This window comes from Pseudomonas syringae KCTC 12500 (assembly GCF_000507185.2).
GTDB classification, from domain to species: Bacteria; Pseudomonadota; Gammaproteobacteria; order Pseudomonadales; family Pseudomonadaceae; genus Aquipseudomonas; species Aquipseudomonas syringae.
The window spans coordinates 5,864,455-5,885,901 of sequence record NZ_AYTM02000002.1; the positions used below are offsets into that span (position 1 = coordinate 5,864,455).

A 21,447-nucleotide genomic window follows, 5' to 3' on the forward strand; every position below is an offset into this window, starting at 1 on the left:
GGGTTACGTAAAACGCGGGGCTCGTGCAGTTGCACGTCATGACGCGGCAAGGGTCGAAATCTGCCGCGCTTGCGTCACTCGCTCGGCCAGTTGCGCCACCACATGTCGCGCCGAGTTGGCCGCCGACTCCTGCCAGATGCCAACTCCGCTTTGCACCAGCCCGTCACCGGCGAAGTACACACGACCGTGGGGCTCGTCCAGCAACGCACTGGCAGCGGCAGGGAAATGTTCGCGTTGCAACCAAGGGCCTTCGCTGTAAGGGATCTGCTCCCAGGACACGGCCAGCGGGTTGCGCAGCTGCCGCGAATACCCCGGGTGCAGCAGCTCTACCGCTTCTCTGGAAGTGGCGTATTGTGTGTCGAAGGGTTTCGCACCGAACGCATCGGCCCCCTCCCCTGTGACATAACCCGCCACAAGCAGGCCTTGTCGGGTGTTCAAGTCGTTGCTGGGATACCACAACAGACGCGCCGGATGGTCGATCCAGGACAACCCGCCGTAGATGCGGTAGTCGGTTTCCCAAAAACGCGGAGATTGCCAGGCCACCTTGGTCGCCTGATCGTTGCGGGTGCTGAGCAAGGCCGCCTTGACCGGTTCACTGAAATCGGTGTCCAGTCTGACCAGCAAGGGCAGAGGCAGGGTTGACACCAGATAGTCGGCGCGCACCACATGCTCGCGACCGCTGTATTTGTCGTGATAGGTAACTGCCACGCCGTCTTCCAGTTGACGAATCTGCCGTACCTGCGCGCCCAGTTGCACCTGGTCGGTGAGGCGCTGGTAAAAGGCGTCGGTGATCCGGTCCATGCCACCGACCGGTTGAAACATGGTCGCGGAAAACTCGGGAAACTCGGTGTGCAGCAGCGCGCCCCATAATTCGGGGTGCAGCAAGCGATCCAGCGCCACCGGTTGCGCACTGCTCGGCAAGGCTCCCGGATGAGAAAGCGACGTTTGATGCCCGGAGCGCAGGCTGCCCTCGTAAGCCAGCTCCTGCGAAAGGTCGCCATATACCTGCAAGAACGCCAGCAGCCGCTGACGCTCTTCGCCGCTCAACACATCGTCCAGCGCGTCGCGCTGCACCGCCTTGGCCAGCAAACCGGAAAGATGGCCGCGGGCGTCATTGATCGCCTGGCCGACAGTGAACGCGGGGCGTTGCAGGTCCGGGCGTACCTGTGCTCCATGGCTGCTGTTGACCAGTACTTCAAGCGGCACACCCAGTTCACTGCAGTAGTCGAGCAGCGTCCGATGCTGGCTGGGAATGCGCGCCGGACCGGCATTGAAATACACGCCTGAATCGAAGCTTGCGGTCTGTGAGCGGCCGTCTTTGTAATCCACCCGATCGCCGTTGCGCAGCGTCCAGTTACGGCCACCCACTCGATCACGGGCTTCCAGCACTTGCACGGCAAAACCTGCGCGCTTCAGCTCCAGTGCCGTGACCAGCCCGGCAATGCCTGCCCCCAGCACCAGCACGCGAGTGCCCTGCCCCAGACCGTCGCCGAGTTTCAGAGGCTGTGGCCGTCGATGCGATGAAGGCCCCAGCCCCAGTACCGCAAGCGCATCCTTGACGGCGGTCTCGCCGCCCACGGCAGCGATACTGGAAAGCGCTTCACGTCGTGTCAGTCCCATATCGTTTGCTCCCTTCAACGCTTCAGTCCGGCAAGCCGGGCGGATTGATCAGCGACTTGTCGACGCGTTCCACGTCCAGCCCCCAACGTTTGAGTACCTGCTCGTACTGGCCGCCGGCAATCGCCCCTTCCAGGGCGGTGTGAATCGGCTTGACCAGGCCGTTGTCCTTGCGCGTGGTCACGGCGATATCCGCCTGCAGCGGCCAACCGCCGTTGACCGTGCCTACCCGCTTGATGCCGCCAGTAATCGCGGCCGAATAGGCATATATCGAATTGGGCCCGAACAGCGCATCACTGCGACCCGACTGAATGGCAAGCTGTGCGGCCGCCTGATCATCGAAGTACTGCAACAGCGCAGGCTTGATACCGGCCTTTTCGTTTGCTTCGTTCCACGCCAGCAGAACCTTTTCCTGATTGGTGCCGGAGCCGACGATGATTTTCAACCCGGCAATGTCCGACGCCTGTTTTATCTCGCTGATTTTGCTGTTGGTTTTTACGTAGAAGCCCAGTACGTCCTGACGGTAAGTGGCGAAATCGAAGCGTTTCTTGCGTGCTTCCGTGACCGTGACATTGCTGATCACCGCGTCGTATTTCCCCGAACTGACGCCCAGTGGCCAGTCCTCCCAACTGGTTTGAACCACGTTCAATTGCAGGCCCAGGCTGTCCGCTACCAGTTGCGCGGTATCGGCCTCGCTGCCAATAGTGGTCTTGTCATCATTGGCCAGCAGCGCCAACGGCGGCCCCGCAACACCGGAGACGGCCACAGTGAACTTGCCAGGCTGGGCGAACTTGAAGCCCGCCGGGATCTGTGCGATGGCCGCCTCGTTACGCGGCACATGAATGCGTGGCCGGTCGGGACTCAGATCGACCGGTTGCGCGGTCGACGCCAACGTATTGTGGGCGACGCTGACGGCTAGCGTCAGCAAGGCCACACGGGCGCTATTGATGAACATCAGTGGTCACTCCTTGATAGCGGGAAAGTCATAGCACCTTGCCGAGAAAGGCAGCCGTGCGAGGATGTCGAGGTTGGCGGAACACCTGCTCCGGCGGCCCTTGCTCGATCAATCGGCCCTCGCAGAGAAACACGACATGGTCTGCCACCTCACGGGCAAAGCCGATTTCATGAGTGACCACCACCAGCGTGACGCCCAGTTGCGTCAGGCCCTTGATGACGTCCAGCACCTCGCCGACCAGTTCAGGATCAAGGGCTGAGGTGGGCTCATCGAACAGCAGGACCTTGGGGTCCAGCGCAAGCGCACGGGCGATGGCGACACGCTGTTGCTGACCACCGGAAAGCTGGCGCGGGTAGGCATCTGTCTTGTCTGCCAGACCTACCCTGGCCAGCAGTTCATTTGCCCTGACCCGGGCCTCGGACTTGCTCCAGCGTTTGTGGGCCAGAGGCGCTTCGGCGATGTTTTCCCAGGCAGTGAGGTGTGCGAACAGATTGAAGTTCTGGAACACGAAGCCGACGTCGATCCGCCGCTTGAGGATCTCGCGCTCCTTGAGTTCATAGAGCAGGTCGCCCTTGCGACGATAACCAACGTAATCACCGTCGATGGTGATGTACCCGCTGTCGATCTTTTCCAGGTGGTTGATGGTGCGCAGCAGCGTGGACTTGCCGGAACCGGAAGGACCGAGTATCACCGTGACCTTGCCCGGTTCGATGCTCAGGTCGATGTCCTTTAGCACCTGCTGGCTGCCAAAGCGCTTGCCCACGCCCTGGATCTGAATGCGTCCTGCGCGCACTGGCGTGGAGGCCTCACCCATGGTGCTTCTCCCCGGACACGCTGCCCTTGAGCCAACCGCGCAGGCGCTGCAAGGGTGTCGGCGGCAGTACACGTGCCGAGCCTCGGGCAAAATGGCGTTCGACGTAATACTGGGCACTGGTCAGCACCGTAGTGATAATCAGGTACCAGACGGTGGCCACGATCAGCAGCGGAATCACTGCCTGGGTACGGTTGTAGATGACCTGCACGGTGTAGAACAGCTCTGGCAAGGCCAGCACGTAAACAATGGATGTTCCCTTGACCAGTCCGATGATCTCGTTGAAGCCTGAAGGCAGAATCGAGCGCAACGCCTGGGGCAGAATGATCCGGAAAATCCGCCGCGACACAGGCAGGCCAAGTGCCGCAGCAGCTTCATGCTGACCGGCATCGACACCGATCAGCCCACCGCGAATGATTTCTGCGGTATAGGCCGACTGCATCAGGCTCAAGCCCAGTACCGCAACGGTAAACTGGCTGAGCACGTCCACCGTCGACCACTCGGCGAAGACCAGTTGGGTGAACGGCACCCCCAGCACAATGTGCTCGTAGAGGTAGGCGAAGTTGTAGAGGATGATCAACACCAGCAGCGCAGGCATCGAGCGGAAAAACCAGATGTAGCCCCAGGCCAGTGCCGCCAGCAGCGGCGAGCCCGACAGGCGCGCCAACGCCAGCGCCGTGCCGAGAATGATGCTGAACAGCGTGCTGAGCAACGTCAACAGAAGCGTCTGCGCAAGGCCGCGCAGCACCGATGGCGAGAAGAACCACTGGCCGAAGACGCCCCACTCCCAACGCGGGTTGGTCGCCAGCGAGTGCACAATGGCCAGCAGCACCAGCGCTGCGAATATCGACCCGAACCAGCGACCGGGATGCCGGGCGGGAACGACCTGCAACGCCTTTATCGGCGGGGGTGCTACGCGGCTCTGAGGAAGCGGATAATGACTGGGCTCATCAATGAAGTCATAGGGTTTGGCGACAATGGGCATGGTGGTTCCTCGCACGCAATATTGAGTTGTCAGGTGCTGGCCTTAAAAGGCGTAAGTCAGCCGGGTGTAGTAGTAGCCGCCAGTAAAACCGTACGGCGAATAGGTGCCGTAGCTGCTGACCATGGTGCTGCTGGGAATCCCCTGCTTTTTGGGATAGACGTCGAACAGGTTCTTGGCTCCGATGGCGACATTGAGGTTTTTGCTGAGGTTGTAGCCAAGGTCCAGATCGGTGATCCATTTGGCGCCGTACACCCGGTCCAGATCACGATTGGCTGAGGAATTGACCTCCTTGTAAGCGCCGTAGCGGGTCAGCGCCAGATTCAGGTTGAAGCGCTCAATACTCCAGTCACCGCCCAGAATCAGCTTGGTGCGCGGCTGCACACCGGTGATCAGATTGCGCGCTTCGCGGTCCATCAGTTCATAGGACGTACCGAGAGTCGAGGTGGACTCCTTGTAGCCAAGGATCTTTGTCTGGTTCCAGTTGAACGCCGCCGTCCACTTCAGTGATCCGTACGGCCCCAGGTCCTGACTGTAATTGCTGACCAGGTCCAGCCCCTTGGTACGGGTGTCGGCACCGTTGATGAAGTACTGGCCACCCGACGTCGAGTCGATGCCATTGTTGAGCAGCACCTGCGTGACCTCATCGCCCAGCAAGGTGCCGGTCAGCGTGATGCGGTCACGCAAATTGATCACGTAGGCGTCGGCGGTCAGCGTGAGGCGTTCGGTCGGTGTGAGCGTGAAACCGAGGCTGAAGTTGGTCGAGCGCTCCGGTTTAAGGTCCTCGGCACCCAGCGCTTTCGCAGCCCCGGACCCCGTTGGCAACACGCCGTAGTTGATGGACTGATAGACCCCGTCCACCACGCCATACGTGGTCGAGCGCGCACTGAACAGGCTGTTGGCCAGAGACGGCGCACGGAAACCATTGCTGACGGTGGCGCGTATAGCGAATTGGGGAGTGAAATCGTAACGCGTGGTCAGTTTGCCGCTGCGGGTCGCACCCACGCCCTGATTGTAATGCTCGTAGCGAAATGCGCTGCCAACGTACCAGTCCGGTACAGGGTTGAAGCCCACGTCGACATAACTGGCGACACTGTTACGCGACGCGCTGCTTTCTTCGTCAGGGGAAATACCGTTGGTGACTTGCGCTCCGGAAGACGCGCAGTTGCCCGGCGTAATGCAGTAGCCGCCATTGGCATAGGATTCATAGTCACCGGCCTGCACCTCATACGTCTCACGTCGATGCTCGAGGCCATAGGACAAATCCAGGGGCTTTTGCAGGCCGATGTCGAAGCCGCGCTTGAAGTCCAGATTGGTGGTCAGTTCGGTGGAGATCCACGTACCGGAAGTAAAGCGATTGGGCGTGTCTTCACCCAGGGACGGGTTCTGATTGTGCGTGGTGCCCTGCTCGGCTTCGTTGCGTCCGTAGGTGCTGGAAAGATCCCAATCCCATTCGCCGACGGTGCCTTTGCCGCCAAATGCGGCCTGGAAATCATCTTCATCGATGTACCAGGTCGGTGTGTATCCCGCCGGGTATCCGTTAGGCCCGGTGGTAATGGTATTGGTGATGGTCGGCAGACGAAAATTCTGCCCCTGCTCGGCTTTACGACGTGAATACGTGGTGAAGGAATACAGGCTCAGGCTGTCATTGATGGGCAGTTCGGCGTTGTAACCCAGAGTCAGCAGGTTGGTCTTTGGCGTGCCGTAGCCGCCATACGTGGACTTGCCCGCCAGGTCATAGGCCTGCTCGTAACTGTAACCATTGGCGCTGGCCTTGTTGTCATCATTCTGGCTGCGGGCGTCCAGTGCCAGTTGCACAATGCCCCCGTCGCCAATCTCGAAACCCTTGTTGAGGCTTTGCTGCACAGTCTGTTTCTTGCCGTCATAGCCGAGCCCGGCGTTGCTCACCGAGGTACCGCTGGTGTCAGCCTTGAGAATGACGTTAATGACCCCTGCAATCGCATCGGAACCGTATTGGGCCGCTGCGCCATCGCGCAGGACTTCAACATGGTCGATGGCGCTGATGGGGATCAGGTCCAGGTCCGCAGGGGCAGCCCCGGTGTTAATACCGTTAATGTTCAGGGTGGCGCTGGTGTGACGACGCTTGCCATTGACCAGCACCAGCACTTCGGCGGCGCTCAAGCCACGCAAGTTGGGCGCACGGGCAATGCCGCTGGCATCCCAGCCGGTTTTTTCCGGCAGGGTCAGCGATGGAATTACTGCACTCAGGGCTTCCATCAGTCCGGGTTTGCCGGTGCTCTGTAATTGTCTGGCGCTGACCACATCGATCGGTACCGGGCTGCTGGTGACCGTGCGTTGCTCGGCACCGCGATTACCGGTGACCACCACAGTGGACAAGGTACGCGGGTCGTCGGTGTTGTTTTCCTGGGCTCTTATGGTCCCTGACAGCAACACGCCCCCTATCGCCAACGCCAATGGGCAGTAGCCCATTGCAGCAGTCGATACCCGGGCACGTTGTAAGGCTTGTTTCATACCCACTCCAGACATGGCTGTCATAGCAGCCACACATCCAAATCGCGAAATCGGACATTCCCGCTGTCTAGAGGACGGCGCGGCATGCACGGTTTTAAAAGTGATCAACGACCTACAGGAAAACCTGCGGGCCGGGTTTGGCACTTAGCGGTCTGAACGAACTAGCTGTGAGGCGAACAGTCGGTGCGCAGCAGTGGCAAGGCGACGCGCCTGTCAAAGACAGGGCGAGAGAAGTAAAGGCAATGGCAGGATTGAACAGGCAACATACGTTGAACTCCCTTCCAACGATTCTGCACCGGGGTCAGCGTTGCAGCGCCCCTGTCACACCGTGCAGTCTGGCGGCATGACACACAGAATCTTAATTACGATTGGTACCATCCGAGGTAAGGGGTAGGCTGTTGAAACCAAACATAACGGAATCAATTTCGAAAATATAATTCTATTTGGTCATAAGCTAATATTATTATTTCTGATCTAGATTAAATTTAATTATTCAAAAATAACATTTTCTGCACGCGCAATTCTCCAGCGTGATCAGGTCATGGAGGTTCAAACATCCGCCGTCTCTCTCCGAGCCTGATCAGCATCAGGCACGCCCTCACGGGCAATGCCCCTTGAAGGCACTGTGTGTACTTCTGGATTTAACCAGGGGCACTCTATTAACTGCAGATATCGACCGTGGAAATACCCAGTTCTGATCGAATCATAAACGGCGGAAATCCTCGGCACGCAGTCCAAACCGACTCATTTTGTTGTACAAACCGCCCCTTGAAACGTTCAACTGTCGGGCAGCCAGACGGATGTTGCCTCGGGTGTTTTCGAGCGCAGCCACAATTGCGTGCATTTCATGGGTGCCAAGGTCTCTGGCCGTCATTGGCGCTGGCAAGTGCTCCGATACCGACTGGCTGGTGCGCTGCCTGATTTCAAGAGGCAAATCGCCAGCCTGGACTAACTCGCCCAAAGCCAGATTGGCTGCGCGCTCAATGGTATTTTCAAGCTCCCGCACATTGCCCGGCCAGCTGTAAGCCGCCAGCAGCTCCAACGCTTGCGTCGAAAAGCCCTGCACCGACTTGCGCAGTGAATGGCCACAACGAGCAAGAAAATGCCGAGCCAGAAGTACGATATCTTCCTGGCGCATACGCAGCGGCGGCACGGTCAGGTTCAGCACATTCAGCCGGTAATACAAGTCCTCGCGAAAGGCGCCTTCGGCCACCGCCTGCCCCAGGTTGCGGTGAGTGGCTGCGACGATGCGTACATCCACCTGGCGCGAGCTTTTCGCTCCGACCCGGGTCACTTCTCCCTCCTGTAAAACCCGCAACAGGCTGATCTGAGCATCGAAGGACATATCGCCGATCTCATCAAGGAATATAGTCCCGCCATCGGCCAGTTCGAACTTGCCCGCCGAACCACCTCGAGCCGCACCTGTAAATGCGCCCTCGACATGGCCGAACAACTCGCTTTGCACCAGATCCCGGGGAATGGCACCGCAATTGACGGCCACAAAAGGCCCACCACCGCGGTCACTGGCGTTGTGGATCGCCTGGGCGAACAACTCCTTGCCGGTTCCACTTTCGCCAAGAATCAACGTTGTGGAATCGCTTCGACTGGCAATCCGTGCCAGGTGCAACGCGTCCTCCATGGCCCGGGACCTGCCCTGAATTGTCTCGAACGTGTAGCGGGCCTGAGTGCCTACGATTCGCCGCGTGATCTCCCGGATACGACGGTTCTCCCGCAACGACACCACACGCCCGCCCTGCTCCAGCGGGCACACAGAAACCAGGCAGGACAGCTGGCTGAAATCATGCAGCTCGAAAATGCAATCCAGATCCCGCAGCCCTTCGCCGCCGTGCGTCAGAATCTGTTCGCTCAAGTCACTGCGACCCAGGCGCTGGAACGGGCTGCCCAGCGCATCCAGATCGACTCGAAAGAGCTGCCGGGCATAACGATTGAGTGCCTTGATACAGCCTCGCTCGTCCAGCACTACCAGGCCTTCATTGAGCACTTCGAGCACAGTCTTCTGTTGTTCCAGCAGCGCCTGTAGCACCATCTGCCGCGAAACGGCCTCCGCCGCGGCCTGGACGGTGCCCAGGGTATGAAAGTGGAACCAGCCCGGCTCGGCGGTCAGAGTCAGCAGCGCCAGCGTCTGTCCCTGCGCATTGCGGATAGGGGCCGCTGCACAATGCATTCGTCGCTGACGCAGACCTTTACCGAAGTTTTCTTCAGCCAATACATACACCAGAGCATCTTCAGCCAGCGCCAGCCCCGTGCAGTTAGTGCCCTGCACGGACTCCAGCAAGCGCGTCCCTACCGGCGTAATGTCCAGGCCGCAAAAATACAGGGTGGTGCCTTCGACGTCAGTAAGGTTGATATGGCCCCGCGGGTTATAGGCGAGCAAGCCGTGCATTACCTGAGCAGCGGCCGCAATCAACCCTCGGTTGGCCGCCAGAGTGGCTGCCAGTGCCTGCGGGTCGATGAACCTGTAGTCGCCGTCCTCAGGGTCCACACCACCTGCAACGCTACGGCCCCAAGAGTCCCAGATCACCTTGCGAACCGATGACGGACGCTGGTCGAGGCCGTCCAGGCGCGCCTGCCAGGCTTGCTCCAGTTCAGGAATGGGCCCGGCATTGAGTGCAACGGTCCCCAATGATGTGAGGTAGTCGAGGTCTTCTGCGCTGAAGGTCATGGACTCTGGAGACATTGACGGCACCCATGTTCATATTTTCGACATGTCAGTATAGACATGTCGAAAATATGAACACTTTTTTATGATTAATCGTAAAAAACCATTTAATATCAATTAGTTACGTAATGGCACAACCCTTGCTAATTCCGTTGTACCCGGTCTATTCACGGCCGGGAAATAATCGAAAAATAATGACAAGGGGTTATTTCATGAGCAAAAAAATCCTCCGCCTGGGGCTGATCGGGGCTGGTCGCATGGGCAGCTTTCACGGGCAGACTGCTGCCCATCACATCCCTGGTGCCTGCCTGGCAGCCATCGCAGACCCCACACTGGGACAGGCGTCGCGGCTTGCCGTGGAGTTGGGTGTGGACCGGGTCTACACCGACCCTCAGCAATTGCTGGACGATCCCGAAATAGACGGCGTATTGATTGCCGCTCCTGCGCGCAGCCACGCGGAACTGGTCACGAGCGCGGCACGGGCTGGCAAGGGCGTCTTTTGCGAGAAGCCCATGGCAATCACTCTGGAGGAAGCCGATCGCGCGATCGCTGCAGCCGCCGAGGCAGGCGTCCCCTTGCAGGTTGGTTTCAACCGTCGCTTCGCCAGGAGCTTTCGCACAGCTCATCTGAACGTAGTCGAGGGACGCATAGGTACACCACAACTGTTGCGCTCGCTGACCCGCGACCCGGCGCTGAATAACCCGTCGGCCTCACCGCAATGGGTGGTTTTTCTGGAAACCCTGATTCACGATTTCGACACACTGCGTTACCTGAACCCTGGGGCGGAGGCAGTCAGCGTATTCGTCATGGCTGATGCGCTGATTGCCCCGGATTACCGGAGCAATGGTTTTCTGGACACCGCCGTGGTGGTGATCCGTTTCGATAACGGCGCCATTGCTACAGCAGAAGCCAGCTTCCAGGCTGTCTACGGTTACGATGTCCGGGGAGAAGTGTTCGGCAGTGCTGGCATGCTGACCATGGGCAACGTCAATGACTCCGACCTGACCCGGTACCTGGCCAATGGCACACAGACAGACACCCGGCGACTGGACACCGACCTGCTGCGCGATGCGTATGTCGCTGAACTCAATCATTTTGTCGATTGCCTGCGCACCGGAGCCAAACCCATTGCCAGCGGCGAAGATGCCCGAGCAGCACTGGCCATTGCCCGCGCCTGCATCGAATCCTTCCAGCAAGGCCTGCCGGTAGAGGTATCACGGGGATTCGGCGCATGAGCTTCATACCATTCACATTAGCGGTCAGCGCCGAGATGGTCTTTCTGGAGTTGCCGTTCACCGATCGTGTCAGACGTATCCACGAGTTGGGCTTCAGCGTCGAGATATGGAGCTGGGCCAATAAAGACATAGCAGCCCTGGTCGCGACCGGAGCGAATTTCACATCCATGACCGGCTACACGCGCGGCAATCTGACCGATCACGATGCAATCCAGCAACTGCTCCACAGCGCCCGCGAATCGCTGGAGGTTGCTGCGCAGCTCGATTGCCCGAGTCTGAACCTGCATGGCACCGGGCTGGACGACAAGGGCTTGCCGGTCAAGCCAGTCGCCCACCTCGATGGGCGCATGTGGTTGAGCGCTTGTAGAACGCTGGAAAAACTCGCTCGCCTCGGGGAAGACGCAGGCCGGGTCTTTCTGCTGGAGAACCTGAACACTGAAGTGGATCACCCCGGCACACCCTTCGCCCGCGCCCAGGACACATTGGCCTTGATAGAGGCTGTGGGCAGCCTGCATTTGAAGATGAACCTTGACCTTTACCACGCCCAGATTGGTGAAGGAAACCTGATCGAACTTATCCAGCGCTCCGGAAACGCTATCGGAGAAATCCAGGTGGCCGATGTCCCCGGCCGCAAGGAGCCTGGTACAGGTGAGATTCATTATCCGGCCATTGCCAGAGCCCTGTTCGAGATGGGCTTCACCGGCGTGGTCGGGCTTGAGGGCTGGGCCAGCAGCAACAGTGAAACGGCACTTGAGCGCTTCAAGAAAGCCTTCACGCTGGATTGAAAATGCACCTGGAAACGTTCTGGAGATGCGCGCGAAATTTTTCGCGAAAGATCGCAATAGCGTCAATTTATAACAACAAAAGGAACTCTCTCATGCCTCTCTGCAAACTGCTCATTGCTGCATTCCTGGTGGTGTCCAGCCAATGGGCTGCCGCCAGCTACCGCATCGGCGTCACGATCGCCCGGGTCGATGACAACTTCATGACCTATGTTCGCAGTGGCCTGGAGGAAGCCGCCAGGAAAGATGGCGTTCAGGTCCAGTTCGAAGATGCTCAAGGTGATGTGGTTCGCCAGATCAATCAAGTTCAGGGTTTTCTGAGTCAGAAAGTCGATGCCGTCATCGTCTTGCCCGTGGACACCGCTGCCACGGCCAACATGACGCGCGCTGCGGTCGAGGCAAAGGTACCGCTGGTCTACGTCAATCGCCATCCGGATGAGCGCGTCTTACCCAAGGGGGTGACGACGGTAGCGTCCAATGACATCGAGGCCGGACAACTGCAGATGCGCTACTTGGCAGACAGGATGGGAGGCAAGGGCACTATCGCCCTCATCATGGGCGACCTGGCGCAAAACTCGACACACGACCGTAGCGAAGGTGTCAAACAAGTGCTCAAGGAGTATCCCGGCATAACCATCGTCGAGCAGCAGTCAGCTGAATGGCAACGCAACAAAGGCATGGACCTGACCAGCAACTGGTTGCTGGCAGGCAGGTCCTTTGATGCAATCGTGGCCAATAACGACGAGATGGCCATAGGTGCCGCCATGGCGCTGCAGCAGGCGGGTAAAGCCAAGGGTGAAGTCGCCATCGTAGGCATAGACGGTTTGCCGGATGGCCTGGCGGCAATCAAGCGCGGAATACTCGCAGCTTCGGTATTCCAGGACCCGAAAGCTCAGGCGAGCATGGCGCTGCAGTCGGCCATCAAGATGATCAAAGGCGAGCCGGTCGATGCGGACATCTGGGTGCCCTTTCAACTGATCACGCCGGAACAGGTGACCGTGTTCGAGCAGCACTATAAATAGGATTCACTCCGTGCTGAAAGCAGTGTGCCGAGTTTCAGATCAGTCGTATCGACGGCGGACCGGCGAAATCATGGTCGCTCACAAGAATCTTAAAGCTCCGTTCAGTAACGGGCGGAGCGACGTTCTGCAGCCCGCTGTTGAACAGCATCGAGAGTCAATCAGATGACCACTGACCGTCCATGTTGAGGCGGGTCGTGCATTACTGAGCTGCGCTCAAGGATTCATTCTGAAAACTCGGGTTATCAGCCGGCCCCGTGTGTCATAGGCTCACGCAATGAACTGTCCAGCCAAACGGCTTCCTCACCCAGTGCACTCGCGGTGAAAGATTTGCAACGCAAAGGAATCAGCAGCCCCGACTTCAGACCTGCACACTGCGAATGGAGACCTTGATGCCCCCTAGAACCCCCGCTGCGCCAGACGCTGGAATAGCAATATCCCGACGACAAGTGCTGATCGGCACTGCAGGTACTGCAGTTACAGCGGTATTGGCAAAAGGCGATGACACGCAAGCGGCTGCCAGGAAGCAGTCAGCACCGAAAAGTCCGCCTGGCAGTCATGTGACGTTCACACTCAACGGTCGACGCGTTGCTCTGGATGTCGACAACCGCTCCACTCTTCTGGACATCCTTCGCGAAAGACTTCATTTGAATGGCACCAAAAAAGGCTGTGATCACGGCCAGTGTGGTGCCTGTACGGTGATCGTGGAAGGCAGACGAATCAACTCATGCCTTACCCTTGCAGTCATGCACGAGGGCGACAGCATCACCACCATCGAAGGGCTCGGCACGCCGGACAACCTGCACCCGATGCAATCGGCGTTTATCAAACATGATGGCTATCAATGCGGTTATTGCACGCCTGGCCAGATTTGCTCCGCAGTGGCGATGCTTGAAGAGATAAAAGCCGGCGTACCCAGCCACGCAAGCGGCGATTTGATCGACGGCAGCCGTGTTACCGCGGTTGAGATACGGGAACGCATGAGTGGCAATATCTGCAGATGCGGCGCCTATTCCAACATCGTCGAAGCCATTCAAGAAGTAGCCGGAGTTGACGCATGAGATCCTTCACCTACGAACGCGTGACCTCTCTACAACAGGCAGTCAACGCCGCCGCCGATAATCCGGGCGCCCGATTCATCGCCGGTGGTACCAATTTGCTCGATCTGATGAAACTGGAAATCGAGACCCCTCAGCATCTGATCGATGTAAACGGACTGGGACTCGACAAGATATCCGCCACCGAGGACGGAGGGATAAGGATAGGCGCAATGGTACGTAACACCGACCTGGCAGCTGCGCCTGAGGTTCGTCGTGACTACGCAGTCCTTTCCAGAGCGCTGCTCGCGGGAGCGTCAGGGCAACTGCGCAACAAAGCCACAACGGCAGGCAATCTGTTGCAACGCACCCGGTGTGCATATTTTTACGACACCCATCAGCCTTGCAACAAACGGCGTCCGGGTGCCGGTTGCCCCGCAATGGGGGGCGCCAGTCGGCAGCAAGCGATCATCGGCGTCAGCGATGCCTGCATTGCCAACCATCCCAGTGACATGGCCGTGGCAATGCGGGTATTGGGCGCGAAGGTCGAAACCCTTGCTCCAAACGGTCAGACCAGGACGATTGATCTGGCTGACCTTTACAGCGCTCCCGGGGACACTCCACATATCGAGAACGTCCTGAGTGCCGCCGAGTTGATTACCGCCGTGACGTTGCCTGAGCCCGTGGGAGGCAAGCATATTTACTACAAGGTTCGCGACCGCGCCTCTTACGCGTTTGCGCTGGTGTCTGTTGCAGCGATCGTAATGCCGGACCGGACTGGCCAGCTTGCCCTGGGGGGCGTGGCCTATAAACCCTGGCGAAGTGAAGAGGCTGAAGCCTCTCTTCCTGAAGGGGCGAATGCAGTCGCAACGCGCTTGCTCGCCGGCGCCCATCCTACCGCGCAGAATGCCTTCAAAATCAAACTGGCGGAACGGACTATCGGTCTTGCTCTTTCCAGCGCGTCTTCCTAAGCAAATCAACGGCATTGTACGGCTGCGGTCGATGACAAGGATTAAGCCTCATGAAGTTTGACACGCCTGCGAGCACAAACCCCATCGATCAACTGAAAGTGATTGGTCAACCCAGAGTTCGCCTTGAAGGAAAACTGAAAACCACCGGCACGGCGACGTATGCTTACGAACAACAAGCGGCTGTCAGCCCTCCTGCCTACGGGTATGTCGTAGGCTCATCAATCGGCAAGGGGCGGATCTCTTCAATCGATTCGAGTGAAGCGCGCCAGGCCAGCGGCGTCATCGCAATCGTCACCCATGAGAATGCCGGTCACTTGGACAGGGGCGAATTCTACGTCGACCGTGCGCTTGCCGGCCCGAAGGTCGATCACTATCACCAGGCAGTGGCAATCGTCGTTGCACAGACGTTTGAACAAGCCAGGGCCGCATCGGCATTGCTCCGGATCTACTACGCAAGAGAGCCTGGCGCCTATAGCCTGGCCGCGCAGCGAGAGTCCGCCAAGACACCCGCGCCGGGTGCGTTCGGCCCTCCTCCGCATACCGCAATCGGGGATTTCGAAGGCGCGTTAAAGAGCGCTGCGTTCACACTCGAAGGCCATTACACCACCCCGGATCATGCCCACGCGATGATGGAACCTCATGCGACCATTGCTCAGTGGCAGGGAGACAAACTGACGCTGTGGACATCCATTCAGCAGATGAACTGGGGTGTCCGAGACCTGGCTAAGACCCTGGGTATATCCAGAGACAACATTCACCTGATATCGCCCTATATCGGCGGCGGTTTCGGCGGTAAAGGTACCATCCTGTGCGACGCGGTCCTGGCCTCTCTGGCAGCCAGAGAAGCCGGGTGCCCGGTAAAAGTTGCACTCCCTCGCCCGCTGATGTTCAACAACCTCACCCACAGACCCGCGACGATTCAATGCATACGGCTCGGCGCCAATGCGGACGGCACGCTCACTGCAATCGGTCACGAGAGTTGGTCGGGCAACCTGCGTGGTGGTCGAACTGAAGCCGCTACTGCATCCACCCGCACGTTGTACGCCGGCGCAAACCGTATGACGCGCCTGTATCTGGCCGAACTTGATCTGGCTGAAGGCAGCGCCATGCGAGCGCCCGGCGAGGCGCCGGGCATGATGGCGCTGGAAATTGCCATGGACGAAATGGCCGAGAAGCTGGGTATGGACCCTGTAAAGTTTCGCGTCATCAACGACACCCAGGTAGACCCTGAACAGCCGGACCGCCGTTTTTCTCAGCGTCAGTTGATTGAGTGCCTGAACACTGGAGCCGATCAATTTGGCTGGAACCAGCGTAATCCCGAACCCGGCAAGGAACTGCATGACGGCTGGTGGATCGGCGTAGGGATGGCGTCCGCGATTCGAGGCGCCCCGACGACAAAGTCTGCCGCTCGCGTGCGACTTGATCGCAAAGGCATCATCACGGTCGAAACGGACATGACCGACATTGGAACAGGCTCTTACACAATCATTGCCCAGACGGCTGCAGAAATGATGGGCGTCGACCTGGACAAGGTGAATGTCCACCTGGGAGATTCACGCTTCCCGGAGTCTTCCGGTTCAGGCGGACAATGGGGAGCGGCCTCATCCACGGCGGGCGTGTACGCGGCCTGCGTGAAACTCAGGGACGCCATTGCCACCAGGCTCGGGCTTGATCCGGCAAAAACCGAATTCGTCGATGGTCAGGTTCGCGAAGGATTAAAAAGCATGCTATTGGCACACGCGGCGATGGACCGCGACATAGTGGCGGAAGACGCCATGGAGTTCGGCGACCTGGCAAAAGAGTATGTCCAGCAGACCTTTGGCGCTCATTTCGTCGAGGTTGGGGTAAATGCCGCCACTGCGGAAATTCGCATTCGCCGCCAGCTTGCGGTGTGCGCAGCCGGCAGGATACTCAATCCCAAAACAGCGCGCAGCCAGATCATCGGAGGCATGACCATGGGCGCAGGTGCCGCGCTCATGGAAGAAATGATTGTGGACCATCGCCTGGGTTTTTTTGTGAATCACGATCTGGCTGGCTACGAAGTGCCGGTGCACGCCGACATTCCCCACCAGGAAGTCATCTTTCTGGATGAGGTAGACCCCTATGCCACGCCTCTCAAGGCTAAAGGTGTCGGCGAGCTCGGTATTTCCGGAGCGGCAGCGGCGATTGCTAACGCTGTTTATAACGCTACCGGCGTAAGGGTTCGCGATTACCCGATTACACTCGATAAGCTCATTGACCATTTGCCCACTCTGGGCTGATCTTAATCTCTGCTAACTGGTCTGGGAGTCATCAATGCAGCTAAGCCGCACGAACCTGGCAGATATTGTTTATTTCCTCGCCATCGCTCGGCATCAAAGCTTCAGAAAGGCTGGTCTTGAGGTCGGTATCAGTGCATCAGCGCTGAGCCATGCAATGAAAGGACTTGAAACCCGGCTTGGCATTCGGCTACTCAATCGCACCACCCGAAGCGTCACGCTCACGGCGGCTGGCGAAGAGTTGCAGGGGCTGATCAGCTCTCCGGTCAATGACATCGGGCAAGCCTTGGAGACCCTCAATCGACTGCGCGACGAACCCGCCGGGCGTATCCGGCTGAACGTCTTGAGCGACGGTGCCAAACTGCTTCTGGGCCCCGTTCTACCGGTGTTTGTCGATCGCTATCCAGACATTGAGGTAGACCTCACCGTGACCAACCGAATGGTCGATATCATCGGCGACGGACACGATGCAGGAATCCGCTTCGGTGGCACGGTTCCCGCAGACATGATCGCTCAACGACTGTCTCCCGATGTCGCCTGGGCCGTTGTCGGGGCACCTGATTACCTCAAGCGGTTCGGCATCCCGAAACACCCGTCCGATCTGTACCAGCATCGTTGCCTGCGCATACGCCTGGGTAATGCACGTATTTATCACTGGCAATTTTCCAAAGAGGGCCAGCAGTTGGAGATTGACGCGCCCGGGGCCGTCACCATCGATGAAACGCGTGTCGGAGTAGCGATGGCGATGCGCGGCGTCGGCTTGATGTACGTTCCGGCATGGGTCGTCGAACGACAGATCGCGGAAGGCTCCCTGCACAGGGTTCTGGAAGACTGGACTCACCACGACCCGGGTTTCCACATATATTACTCAAGCTTCAGACAGCTTCCCGTAGGGCTTCGCCTGCTGATTGATCTGATCCGCGAACTTCAACCTATGGGGCCACTGCCTTAGCGACTCTGGCGCTCCTGCCGCTTGGCGAAAACATCTCCGAATACCGGCACCGCGGAAAATGCATTAGGCCAGCCAGCGTAGAAAGCGAGATGTGACAACAACTCGGAGGCCTCGGTGTTCGCCAGGCCATTGTCCATCGCACGATTGAGGTGGTAACCGATCTGAGCAACCTGACCATTTGCCACCAGCGTAGTGACAGTGATCAGACTACGGTCTCTGGGGGCAAGACCTGGGCGCAGCCATAGATCATTGAATAACGCGCTGGTGGTGTATTGCACCAGCCCCGGCGAAACCGGACCGACGGATTGGTCGACACTCGCTACGCGTGCATCTTCTGCGACCTGATCAATAGGCAGCAGAACGGTAGACACCGGCGCCAGTCGCTTAGAGGTTACGCCGTTCCTGTCAAAGACTTCCCTGGCAATCGGCGCTGCTCCTGCGGCATTACCCCACCCTGAATAAAACGCAAGATGGTTGATTGTTTCGGACAACTCCAAAGGCGTCACTCCATTCTTCAGCGCCAGATCGAGATGGGCGGCAAGCTCCGCTGTCTGACCTCGGGCGATCAGGACAGCTACAGTCGCCAGGCTACGGTCACGGGGCGATAACGCTGAACGCTTCCATACCTCCCCCATGAGCAAAGTGTCGGCGTTGTGCGCCATTACCGGTGAAACGGCGTGGATATCGACTGCAGTTGGCACGTGAGAAGTCTCCCTGATGATCGCATCCCTTCAGTTGGCGCATCTGTAGCCCCCTGCTGGGTGTGTTGAGTCGCAGCCAACCTAACGCAAGGCGTTGAACTCAACTACCGGTAGCTCGGTTCATGTACCGATGAGCAGTACTCAGCAATCAACAATAAAGACACCCGCCGCGCGAGACTGCCGCATCAACCTGACACATCCCGCAATCTGTTATGGCGCATGCCCCCCTCAGCATTTCTTTTTCTACAGCCCCCCTACCATGGTGCCAGAAACTGTCCTCCCCCCTGCCTATCATGGGTCGGCAAGGTAAGCCCCAGGCTGCGGTTTTCAAACCACTGCATGGATATTCACGCGCCCGCCCATTCCAGACCGATCAAGAGGTATCAATATGAAAGCCGTTCAGTTCAACGAATATGGTGGCACCGACGTATTGAGAATCGTGGATACGGCGCCACCGCACGCTGGCCCGGGACAAGTGCGTATTAAAGTGCAAGCTGTCGGCGTTAACCCCATCGATTGGAAGTTGCGTGCCGGGTATGTCCGCGACTTCATGCCCGTTACGTTTCCGGCCGGTGTTGGCTGTGAGGCTGCAGGCATCATTGATCAAATTGGTGATGGCGTTTCAGGCTGTGCGATCGGCGATAGCGTGTTTGGCTACGGACAAAATACTCTGGCAGAACAGGCGGTATTGAGGAGCTGGGCGCATGTACCGCACACCATGCCGATCGAGGTGGCAGGTGGTTTACCGGTCATCATAGAAACCGCCACCCGTATTCTCGATCATGTCGATATCAAGGCCGGCGAGACGCTGCTGATAACCGGAGCGGCTGGTGGCGTCGGGTCCGCCGCAATCCAGCTGGCACGGCATCGCGGCGCAATTGTGATAGGTACAGCACGCGCCTCCAAACACGACTATATCCGCAGTTTGGGGGCCCTGCCGACCACCTACGAGCCTGGCCTGGCGGCAAGGTTGGATAAGTTGGCACCTGCAGGCGTAGCTGCAGCACTTGATCTTGCAGGGGCCGGCACGCTAGCTGAATTGGTTGCGATCGTCGGCGATGCCACCCGAGTTGTATCCATTTCTGATGTCACAGCCCATGAGCATGGTGTGGTCTTTTCCGCAAAATCGCTCGAACATCCCGAGAAGGCTTTCGCTGAGGCCGCACGCCTGTATGAAATGGGAGCGTTGCATTTGCATATTGAGCATGCCTTCCCGATTGACCAGATTGCCACAGCACAGGAAATCAGTGCCGCGGGCCGTGTCACCGGCAAGCTCATCGTCACGATTCCGTGATCAGAACGACGGTCACGGGCTGTATCGATGGCTGCGACAGGTTTAGATTATCTGTTTCAGCAGCTGCAACAGGTCTGTCGCACGGTAAAGGGCGAAAACCTGGTGGCACGGTGGTCATCGAGAGGTGCGGAAATGGCAAGAAGTGACCGTTTGTTTGAACTGATGCAAGTCCTGCGTCGACATCGCAGAACCGTATCGGGGCGGACACTTGCGCAAGAGCTGGGGGTGTCACTTCGTACCATACGCCGGGACATAGCGACTTTACAGGGCATGGGTGCCGATATTGAGGGTGAGCCTGGGCTGGGCTATGTGCTCAAGCCTGGGTTCCTTCTTCCCCCGCTCTCGTTTACAGAGGAAGAAATACAGGCGCTGGTCGTCGGCGCCTTATGGGTCGGTCGTCATACGGATGACAAGTTTGCCTTCGCTGTAAAAAACGCATTGGGCAAGATCAACGCTGTCTTGCCTCCGGGTATGCGCACGGCCTTCGACGATGAGACCTTTTACGTAAGCAGCCCGGTAACGGGCTCTACACCGATTGACCTGAGCGAGATTCGTCGTGCCCTGCGAGAACAGTGCAAGCTACGCATCACGTTATCAATGGATCATGTGCCTGTGGCCGAGCACATTATCTGGCCGATCATGTTGGGTTTTATTGAAACCCACCGCTCTCTGGCAGCATGGTGCGAGGCGGACAGCCAGTTCCGGATGATAGACCTGAATAACGTATCGCATGTTGAGGTGCTTGCAGAGCGCTATTCCCGCAATCGCCGTCAGTTGATCAGGGAATGGCGCACGTTGAATATTCTGCCGTGTAACACCCGCGGCGAGACGTGCCCGTCATAACCGTGAGGTTTGCCGGCACCGCTTAAAAATTGTCTGCCGCACCTTCAAATATGGCAGGAGCGACCGATATCAATATATTGCTATGTTTCCGCACCACTGACGTACCTCCACACATCTCATGAGGCGTATACCTTGAATATCTCTACACCGCTGTCAGGTTTTAGCGCCGCCCCTATAGCCGTCACCGGTCCTGATACAGCTAAAGTTGCAGATGAATCGCTTGAGTCTTCTTCTCAACCGGTAGCTGTGGTGCCTGCTGAAGGGGTGAAAGTTTCATTGTCAGATGCGGGTATTCAGAAATCTGCCAACGAGAAAAAGCCCAAATCGAATGACGATATCGAATCAAGCGGTTTGCCTAACCAGACGCAGAAAACCCTCAAGATGATCCGCGAGCTGAAGCAAAAAATCGAAGAGAAGCAGCAGGAACTGCAAAAAGTTGCTGCTGATCAGAACATGGACCCCACGATCAAAAAAACCAGACTCGGCTCATTGCTGGCGGCGATCGCCACCCTGACGGCTGGCCTGGCGACAGCTAACAACGCCCTGACAAAACAGGCCAGAGAAGGCAAGCTGTCAGATGATCAGTTGCAGCAAGCCCAACAACTCGCGGCGAAGTGACATCGCGAAATCGTCATGAGCGAGCGACATGACCGATTGATTTTCTGGAACAGCACGCTTTGCGGGCTTTTCCAGGGGGGGTGGAGATTCAACCTCTGCGCGCTGTGACAGGGCATTGAATCAGCAGGTCAACATCCTGGGCAGGACAGTTGAGACAGAACCAGTCCAGCGAATACCACCAGAACGAAAAAAAGGGCCT

The 21,447-nt window shown here is 58.1% G+C and carries 17 protein-coding genes; 10 read left to right on the forward strand and 7 right to left on the reverse strand.

Annotation, left to right across the window (positions count from 1 at the left end; genetic code table 11):
- Window positions 1-36: 36 nt before the first annotated feature.
- The 6 genes from V476_RS25695 to V476_RS25720 form a co-directional block, all read right to left on the reverse strand.
- A complete protein-coding gene (locus tag V476_RS25695) occupies window positions 37-1,620 on the reverse strand; it encodes a flavin monoamine oxidase family protein (RefSeq protein WP_024960702.1) in 1,584 nt (527 codons plus the stop codon).
- A 22-nt stretch (window positions 1,621-1,642) separates the two neighbouring features.
- Window positions 1,643-2,572 (reverse strand): ABC transporter substrate-binding protein, encoded by a 930-nt coding sequence (locus tag V476_RS25700; RefSeq protein ID WP_024649740.1) that lies wholly within the window; start codon window positions 2,570-2,572, stop codon window positions 1,643-1,645.
- Between the two features lie 28 nt (window positions 2,573-2,600).
- Entirely contained in the window at window positions 2,601-3,386 is a 786-nt protein-coding gene (locus V476_RS25705) for an amino acid ABC transporter ATP-binding protein (RefSeq protein WP_024960703.1), read from the reverse strand.
- Complete coding sequence (locus V476_RS25710; protein WP_024960704.1) at window positions 3,379-4,368, reverse strand: amino acid ABC transporter permease; 990 nt, start codon at window positions 4,366-4,368, stop codon at window positions 3,379-3,381. Before V476_RS25710 ends, V476_RS25705 begins: the two co-directional genes overlap by 8 nt.
- A gap of 42 nt (window positions 4,369-4,410) precedes the next feature.
- On the reverse strand, window positions 4,411-6,858 hold the full coding sequence (locus V476_RS25715) for a TonB-dependent receptor plug domain-containing protein (protein WP_024960705.1): 2,448 nt from the start codon (window positions 6,856-6,858) through the stop codon (window positions 4,411-4,413).
- Between the two features lie 703 nt (window positions 6,859-7,561).
- Complete coding sequence (locus V476_RS25720) at window positions 7,562-9,556, reverse strand: sigma-54 interaction domain-containing protein (protein WP_024960706.1); 1,995 nt, start codon at window positions 9,554-9,556, stop codon at window positions 7,562-7,564.
- Between the two features lie 194 nt (window positions 9,557-9,750).
- On the opposite strand from V476_RS25720, the gene V476_RS25725 reads away from it, so the two are divergent.
- The 7 genes from V476_RS25725 (at window position 9,751) to V476_RS25755 (ending at window position 17,792) form a co-directional block, all read left to right on the forward strand.
- On the forward strand, window positions 9,751-10,773 hold the full coding sequence (locus V476_RS25725) for a Gfo/Idh/MocA family oxidoreductase (protein ID WP_024960707.1): 1,023 nt from the start codon (window positions 9,751-9,753) through the stop codon (window positions 10,771-10,773).
- Complete coding sequence (locus V476_RS25730) at window positions 10,770-11,558, forward strand: TIM barrel protein (protein WP_024682519.1); 789 nt, start codon at window positions 10,770-10,772, stop codon at window positions 11,556-11,558. Before V476_RS25725 ends, V476_RS25730 begins: the two co-directional genes overlap by 4 nt.
- A 92-nt stretch (window positions 11,559-11,650) precedes the next feature.
- Entirely contained in the window at window positions 11,651-12,577 is a 927-nt protein-coding gene (locus V476_RS25735; protein WP_004417539.1) for a sugar ABC transporter substrate-binding protein, read from the forward strand.
- A 389-nt stretch (window positions 12,578-12,966) separates the two neighbouring features.
- Window positions 12,967-13,635: an aldehyde dehydrogenase iron-sulfur subunit PaoA gene (gene paoA, locus V476_RS25740; RefSeq protein ID WP_024960708.1), complete on the forward strand. Its 669-nt coding sequence runs from the start codon at window positions 12,967-12,969 to the stop codon at window positions 13,633-13,635.
- Entirely contained in the window at window positions 13,632-14,582 is a 951-nt protein-coding gene (locus V476_RS25745) for an FAD binding domain-containing protein (RefSeq protein ID WP_024960709.1), read from the forward strand. Before paoA ends, V476_RS25745 begins: the two co-directional genes overlap by 4 nt.
- 50 nt (window positions 14,583-14,632) lie before the next feature.
- Window positions 14,633-16,843, forward strand: a complete 2,211-nt coding sequence (gene paoC, locus V476_RS25750; protein ID WP_024960710.1) for an aldehyde oxidoreductase molybdenum-binding subunit PaoC — start codon at window positions 14,633-14,635, stop codon at window positions 16,841-16,843.
- Window positions 16,844-16,877: 34 nt separating this feature from the next.
- The gene (locus V476_RS25755) at window positions 16,878-17,792 is read left to right on the forward strand and encodes a LysR family transcriptional regulator (RefSeq protein WP_024960711.1); all 915 of its coding nucleotides are present in this window, start codon (window positions 16,878-16,880) and stop codon (window positions 17,790-17,792) included.
- Here the strand turns inward: V476_RS25755 and V476_RS25760 are convergent.
- Window positions 17,789-18,454: a carboxymuconolactone decarboxylase family protein gene (locus tag V476_RS25760; protein WP_345940305.1), complete on the reverse strand. Its 666-nt coding sequence runs from the start codon at window positions 18,452-18,454 to the stop codon at window positions 17,789-17,791. The genes V476_RS25755 and V476_RS25760 overlap by 4 nt on opposite strands.
- Window positions 18,455-18,881: 427 nt before the next feature.
- Here V476_RS25760 and V476_RS25765 point away from each other — a divergent pair, with 427 nt between their 5' ends.
- From V476_RS25765 to V476_RS25775, 3 genes are all read left to right on the forward strand, one after another.
- Window positions 18,882-19,787: an NADP-dependent oxidoreductase gene (locus V476_RS25765; protein ID WP_024663165.1), complete on the forward strand. Its 906-nt coding sequence runs from the start codon at window positions 18,882-18,884 to the stop codon at window positions 19,785-19,787.
- Between the two features lie 132 nt (window positions 19,788-19,919).
- Window positions 19,920-20,630, forward strand: a complete 711-nt coding sequence (locus V476_RS25770; protein ID WP_003429698.1) for a helix-turn-helix transcriptional regulator — start codon at window positions 19,920-19,922, stop codon at window positions 20,628-20,630.
- A gap of 132 nt (window positions 20,631-20,762) precedes the next feature.
- Entirely contained in the window at window positions 20,763-21,248 is a 486-nt protein-coding gene (locus V476_RS25775) for a hypothetical protein (protein WP_004417532.1), read from the forward strand.
- The last annotated feature ends 199 nt before the right edge of the window (window positions 21,249-21,447 follow it).

Bases quoted from the DNA above. Each gene is read 5' to 3' on its own strand.
- V476_RS25730 (WP_024682519.1), top strand. From the start codon at position 10,770: ATGAGCTTCATACCATTCACATTAGCGGTCAGCGCCGAGATGGTCTTT.
- V476_RS25770 (WP_003429698.1), top strand. From the start codon at position 19,920: ATGGCAAGAAGTGACCGTTTGTTTGAACTGATGCAAGTCCTGCGTCGA.
- V476_RS25760 (WP_345940305.1), bottom strand. From the start codon at position 18,454: ATGGCGCACAACGCCGACACTTTGCTCATGGGGGAGGTATGGAAGCGT.
- V476_RS25695 (WP_024960702.1), bottom strand. From the start codon at position 1,620: ATGGGACTGACACGACGTGAAGCGCTTTCCAGTATCGCTGCCGTGGGC.
- paoA (WP_024960708.1), top strand. From the start codon at position 12,967: ATGCCCCCTAGAACCCCCGCTGCGCCAGACGCTGGAATAGCAATATCC.
- V476_RS25745 (WP_024960709.1), top strand. From the start codon at position 13,632: ATGAGATCCTTCACCTACGAACGCGTGACCTCTCTACAACAGGCAGTC.
- paoC (WP_024960710.1), top strand. From the start codon at position 14,633: ATGAAGTTTGACACGCCTGCGAGCACAAACCCCATCGATCAACTGAAA.
- V476_RS25710 (WP_024960704.1), bottom strand. From the start codon at position 4,368: ATGCCCATTGTCGCCAAACCCTATGACTTCATTGATGAGCCCAGTCAT.
- V476_RS25765 (WP_024663165.1), top strand. From the start codon at position 18,882: ATGAAAGCCGTTCAGTTCAACGAATATGGTGGCACCGACGTATTGAGA.
- V476_RS25725 (WP_024960707.1), top strand. From the start codon at position 9,751: ATGAGCAAAAAAATCCTCCGCCTGGGGCTGATCGGGGCTGGTCGCATG.
- V476_RS25705 (WP_024960703.1), bottom strand. From the start codon at position 3,386: ATGGGTGAGGCCTCCACGCCAGTGCGCGCAGGACGCATTCAGATCCAG.
- V476_RS25735 (WP_004417539.1), top strand. From the start codon at position 11,651: ATGCCTCTCTGCAAACTGCTCATTGCTGCATTCCTGGTGGTGTCCAGC.
- V476_RS25755 (WP_024960711.1), top strand. From the start codon at position 16,878: ATGCAGCTAAGCCGCACGAACCTGGCAGATATTGTTTATTTCCTCGCC.
- V476_RS25700 (WP_024649740.1), bottom strand. From the start codon at position 2,572: ATGTTCATCAATAGCGCCCGTGTGGCCTTGCTGACGCTAGCCGTCAGC.
- V476_RS25720 (WP_024960706.1), bottom strand. From the start codon at position 9,556: ATGTCTCCAGAGTCCATGACCTTCAGCGCAGAAGACCTCGACTACCTC.
- V476_RS25715 (WP_024960705.1), bottom strand. From the start codon at position 6,858: ATGAAACAAGCCTTACAACGTGCCCGGGTATCGACTGCTGCAATGGGC.